The following is a 4,929-nucleotide window of genomic DNA, read 5'->3' as shown; positions in this document are numbered from 1 at the left end:
ATTTCCTGTGACCAATAATTAGCTCCTCCACATGCCTCCATAGCTACCAATGAACTTTTATCGAGATTGCTTAAATAGGCTATTAACTCATCTCTTGTAACTTTTTGGTAACCTATTTTTTTGCCATTTTGATCGACTTGCACCAAGTGCATACTATTTTTTGCTAAATCTATTCCTATTATAGTATTTTTTATGCTATTATTTATCATGGTATGGATCTATTAATTAAATTATTATTTAATTTGGAGCAGCTGAAAACTATTTTTCAGCTGACTCCGTACAAGTAAAGCATATTTCGCTTCACTCGTCCATACCATCATTCCCGCGTAGGCGGGAATCTAAACCCCGCACCGAAGCAGGGGTGACACTGAGTTGTAAATTGTCATCTCTGCGAAAGTAGGCATCTAGGATGCAGCCTCCTAGGCTATACTTAAATTGTAGAAATTATGCAAAAACTATTTGATAATAAAATTATCTCTCAGATGAATTCTTGCAGTTTGTGCTGTGACTCTAGACTAGCTAAAGCTGGCGATATATTCTTTGCGATTAAAGGAGCAAGCTCTGATGGTAATAAATTTATCGATGATGTAATAAATAAAGGGGTGAAATTCATTGTTACAGATGATGCTGAGAGCTTAAACAACCCCCATATTACCGCCAATGATGTACATATAAATCTTGTGAGTGATGCACGGTTGGCACTGAGTCAAGCTGCTAATATTCTCTACCCATTATTACCATCATATATGATAGCTGCTACTGGTACTAACGGTAAAACCTCGGTAGTATCATATTGTAGGCAACTATATACATTATTAGGAGTACCAAGTTGTTCTATTGGGACTATTGGCGTAGAATGTGCCAGTGGTTTGGATTTAAGTGTTCAAGACATTTTAGACAAATCCCCGGCTCTCACTACTCTTGACCCTATAACTTTTAGACATATTTTACATAAGCTAGCTGAGAATAACACAAAATATGTAGCTTTTGAGGCTTCTAGCCATGGTTTAGATCAACAAAGATTATGTGGTGTAAAAGTAAATGCTGCTTGCTTTACTAGTTTTAGTCAAGATCACCTTGATTATCACCAAAATATGGCTAATTATCTTTTAGCCAAACTAAAATTATTTACAGATAATTTATTGCCAACAGGAACGGCTGTGTTAAACTCAGAAATAGCACAATTAGATTATATTAAACATTATTTACAACAACGTAATATAAAGTTTTTAACAGTGGGTATGAATGGCGATCTGAAAATTATCGACAGTATAATTCCTGGACATAAGGTTCCTGGAAATAAGGTTTGTGACTATAAAGGGCAAAAATATAATTTTACTACTGATATAGTTGGTAGTTTTCAAGCTAGTAACTTACTGATTGCCGTTATGATGGTGCATTTGACTGGCTTTCCTTTGGAACAAGTTATATCGAAGTTATCGCAAGTTAAAGCAGTTAAAGGGCGTTTAGAGAGAGTAGGTAATAGTAATGTGTTTATCGACTATGCTCATACCCCAGATGCTTTGGAAAAAAGTTTACTGGAGTTAAGAAAAATAAAATCAGATAAGGGGTTATTAAAAGTAATTTTTGGTTGTGGTGGTGATAGAGATAGCAGTAAAAGACCATTAATGGGGCAAGTTGCGGCGAAAATTGCTGATGAGATTATTATTACTGATGATAATCCAAGAAACGAAGATCCAAAATTAATACGGCAGCAAATTATACCAGCTATTATAGCGATCACTAATAGTTTTATAGAAATAAAAAATAGAAAAATAGCAATTACTGAGACGATACATAATTTACAAAAAGATGATATTTTGCTAATTGCCGGCAAAGGTCACGAAAATTATCAGATAATCGGTAATAAAAAACTACCCTTTAACGACTTCGATATAGCCAATAAAGCTCTAGGAGGCTGCCTACAACAACGAAAGTAATTCTATATTTGGCTCTTTTTGACTGCGAATAAACATGATTTTTTTGAAATAGGTACACTATTCCTACAAAAATCATATATATTCTCGCCGAAAAATAGCTCAAAATATAATTAATTAGTTATTGTAGGCAGCCTCCTAGAAAATAAACTTATTGACAATTAAAGCAAAATTGGGGTAAGAATTGTCTTGAATGTGAGCGTTCATGGAAAAAGTTAAAGTATAAGCGTCATTGCGAGGAGTGGCTAGCGACGAAGCAATCCATAAAAGTAACAAAAAATGGATTGCTTCGACCATTACATGGTCTCGCAATGACATGACGTCTTGTACTTTAACTTTTTTCTGTAAACTCTCATTTTTGAACTTTACGTAAGATATAATATAATGATTTGGTCAGCAAGAGACTTGAATAATGCATTGAATATAGAGGTACATCCTGATATTCATGGTGGACAAGTTCAATTCAATTCTAATTCCGTTACAGATGGTGATTTGTTCATTGTTCTTAAAGGAGCTAATGATGGACATAATTATGCGTTACATGCTCTAGAACGTGGGGCAAATGCGGTAATTATTAGTCAGGAAATAACAGGGCTGCCTGATGAAAAAGTAATTATGGTTCCTGATACCTTAACTGCTTTGCATCAGATGGCAGAGTATAAACGGCAGAAATCCCAGGCGAAGTTTATTGGGGTTACTGGCAGTAGTGGTAAAACTGGAACTAAGGAAGCAATCAAAACTGTACTAAGTCACTTTGGCTCTACTTTTGCTAGTCGAGGAAATTTCAATAACCATCTTGGTGTACCTATAAATCTTGCTTCTCTACCGGATGATATAGAATATGCTGTTTTTGAAATGGGTATGAATCATCCAGGAGAAATAAGAACTCTAACAAAAATGGTTAGACCTGATATATCAGTCATTACTACAATATCAGAAGCTCATCTTGAATTTTTTCAGTCTCAACTGCATTTGGTTGATGCTAAATGTGAAATTTTTGAAGGAATGTCAAAAGATGGTATAGCTGTTATAGATTTAGATAGCCCATATTATAACCGAGTTTTACAAAATCTTAAGCAATTATCGATTAATAATATATATAGTTTTGGCACATCACCATATGCAGATTGTAGCTTAATATCATATGAATATCAACAAATTACCCAACAAGTTCGTTTACGTTATTCGATTCATAATACTAAAATAGATATCGAGATTCCCCTTGTACCAGAACATTATGCTAGAAATTATACTATAGCTCTTCAGATGTCAGCCATATTGAACTTAGATATTAATGTAGCAGCAAGACAATTAAGCAAAATATTATTAATGGATGGTAGGGGTAAGCTAATCAATGCCAAATATCATGGTCAGGACTACCAAATTATATGTGATTATTATAATGCTAATCCAGAATCAGTAAAAGCTGCTTTATTATATCTAAAACAGCTTAGTGGTAAGAAAAAAATTGCTATAATAGGTGATATGTTAGAATTGGGAGACAATTCGATAAAATTCCATAAAGATTTAATACCAGCAATTCTCGATTCTGGTGCCAACAGAGTTTTTTTAGTAGGCAATAATACCCAATATATCTATCAATCTTTGCCAGATGAAATAGAAAAAATACATTTTGATAATGTTGATCTGTTAATAGAAAACTTAAGTAAATTACTTAAGGGCAATGAATTAATCTTAATAAAAGGGTCAAACAGTACCCAACTTAGTAAAATCATCCAATCTTTTGAGTTACACTAGTGATATACAACCTTCTTGCCCCCTATATACATAAGTTGCATGTCGCAAATTTATTCCACTATATTACTTTTCGTATCGGACTTGCCATATTATTTAGTTTGACTATTTCTTTTTTGATAGGACCTAGGATAATTAGAGTTTTACGAGATTTACAAAAATATGGTCAACCAATTCGTAATGACGGGCCAGAAACCCACAAAGCAAAAGTAGGGACACCAACTATGGGTGGGATAATGATTATCCTCACCGTTTGTCTTTCTACTCTCTTATTTTCTGACCTTACTAATAAATATATATGGATAGTGTTATTTGTCTTTATTAGCTTTGGTATACTTGGTTTTATGGATGATTACGCTAAAGTAACAAAAAACCACCATAAAGGAGTTAGTGGTAAGAAGAAATTATTATTTCAGTTTACTATTTGTCTAATTGCTTGTTTATTGTTAAGGGATGCCAATAATCAAGGAAATAACCTGCTGACTATTCCATTTTTTAAGAATTTATTGATTGATTTGGGATTATTTTACATTCCTTTTAGTATGTTTGTTATAGTTGGGGCATCAAATGCGGTGAATCTAACTGATGGTCTTGATGGTCTTGCCATCGTGCCGATTGCTATTACTGCAGGTTCTTTTACCTTAATTATTTACTTGGTGGGTAATAGTTTCTATGCAAATTATCTGCAAATTATTTATGTAGCAAATATTTCTGAATTAACTATCTTCTGTGCTTCAATTGTTGGTGCTAGCCTAGGATTTTTATGGTTTAATGCTCAGCCAGCAGAAATCTTTATGGGAGATACTGGTAGCCTAAGCCTCGGTGGTGCTCTTGGTGTTGTTAGCGTTATTGCCAAACACGAATTTGTTCTAGCAATTATTGGTGGATTATTTGTTATTGAAACTTTATCAGTAATTATTCAAGTATATTATTTTAAAGCTACTCGTGGTAAAAGACTTTTCAAAATGGCTCCGTTGCATCACCATTTTGAGAAACATGGCTGGTCAGAGTCAAAAGTTGTGATACGTTTCTGGATTATAGCTATAATATTTGCTCTAATTGGTTTGTCTTCGCTAAAACTAAGATGAAAAACTGCTACGTATAGCTCTAGGCATAGATAAGTATTAAGCAGCATAAAAACGTCATTGCGAGAAGGCGTAAGCCTACGAAGCAATCCATATAGTCTTGATGTATCTATACTAATTCTCATGGATTGCTTCGTCGCTACTAAAGTAGC

3 protein-coding genes and 1 pseudogene are annotated in these 4,929 nt (G+C 33.9%); 3 read left to right on the top strand and 1 reads right to left on the bottom strand.

Annotated elements, in window-relative coordinates:
- Positions 1-209 (bottom strand): annotated as a pseudogene (locus RiCNE_RS05870) (IS110 family transposase); the annotation flags it as partial.
- 237 nt (positions 210-446) lie between these two features.
- Here RiCNE_RS05870 and RiCNE_RS05865 point away from each other — a divergent pair.
- The 3 genes from RiCNE_RS05865 (at position 447) to mraY (ending at position 4,780) form a co-directional block, all read left to right on the top strand.
- Entirely contained in the window at positions 447-1,940 is a 1,494-nt protein-coding gene (locus RiCNE_RS05865) for a UDP-N-acetylmuramoyl-L-alanyl-D-glutamate--2,6-diaminopimelate ligase (protein WP_410525747.1), read from the top strand.
- Positions 1,941-2,321: 381 nt separating this feature from the next.
- Entirely contained in the window at positions 2,322-3,695 is a 1,374-nt protein-coding gene (locus tag RiCNE_RS05860; RefSeq protein WP_094649655.1) for a UDP-N-acetylmuramoyl-tripeptide--D-alanyl-D-alanine ligase, read from the top strand.
- Positions 3,695-4,780 carry a phospho-N-acetylmuramoyl-pentapeptide-transferase gene (gene mraY / locus RiCNE_RS05855; protein WP_094649654.1) on the top strand — a complete coding sequence of 362 codons (1,086 nt, stop codon included), beginning with the start codon at positions 3,695-3,697 and terminating at the stop codon, positions 4,778-4,780. The genes RiCNE_RS05860 and mraY overlap by 1 nt, the downstream gene beginning before the upstream one ends.
- Positions 4,781-4,929 lie beyond the last annotated feature (149 nt).

Origin of the sequence: Rickettsia endosymbiont of Culicoides newsteadi, assembly GCF_002259525.1 — a bacterium.
In the GTDB taxonomy this organism is placed as follows: domain Bacteria; phylum Pseudomonadota; class Alphaproteobacteria; order Rickettsiales; family Rickettsiaceae; genus Tisiphia.
The sequence above is the reverse complement of the archived record's forward strand: the minus strand, read 5'-3'. Positions and strand labels throughout refer to the sequence as shown.